This window comes from Desulfobulbus alkaliphilus (genome assembly GCF_016918545.1).
Taxonomy (GTDB): domain Bacteria; phylum Desulfobacterota; class Desulfobulbia; order Desulfobulbales; family Desulfobulbaceae; genus Desulfobulbus; species Desulfobulbus alkaliphilus.
In genome coordinates this window covers 1-450 of sequence record NZ_JAFFQC010000235.1, presented here as the reverse complement: position 1 = coordinate 450, position 450 = coordinate 1, and the positions used below count along the sequence as shown (strand labels likewise).

The following is a 450-nucleotide window of genomic DNA, read 5'->3' as shown; positions in this document are numbered from 1 at the left end:
GGCCTGTTGCTGATCCTGGGCCTGTTCACGCGTCCGGCCGCCTTCATCGCCTCAGGCCAGATGGCCGTGGCCTACTGGATGTTCCACTTCCCCAGCAGCCCCTATCCGGCGGTGAACGGCGGCGACGCGGCCATCCTGTATTGCTTCATCTTCCTGTACATCTTCACCGCCGGTCCGGGCGCGTGGAGCATCGACAATCGAACCACAAAACGGTTCTGATTTTTCAGAATGGAAAGGCCGCCGCGCTGTCCTGCGCGGCGGCTTTTTCATGCCTGGAGGCTTGCAGCCCAGTCGGCGGCGCGCACCAGGCTGTCGACGATGCCCGGTTCCGATGAGGCGTGGCCGGCGTCGACGACGATGTCCAAATGGGCCTCGGGCCAGGCGCGGTGCAGCGCCCAGGCGCCAGAAATCGGCGTCACCACGTCGAACCGGCCCTGCGCGATCCAGCAC

1 protein-coding gene and 1 pseudogene are annotated in these 450 nt (G+C 65.6%); one reads left to right on the top strand and one right to left on the bottom strand.

All coding sequences use genetic code 11. The annotated features are described in order from the left end of the window. Positions 1–219, top strand: a 219-nt coding sequence (locus JWG43_RS20860; RefSeq protein WP_205244363.1) for a DoxX family protein, incomplete at its 5' end; no start/stop codon positions are given. 47 nt (positions 220–266) lie between these two features. Here the strand turns inward: JWG43_RS20860 and JWG43_RS20855 are convergent. Beyond that, positions 267–450: pseudogene (locus tag JWG43_RS20855) on the bottom strand (prolyl aminopeptidase); the annotation flags it as partial.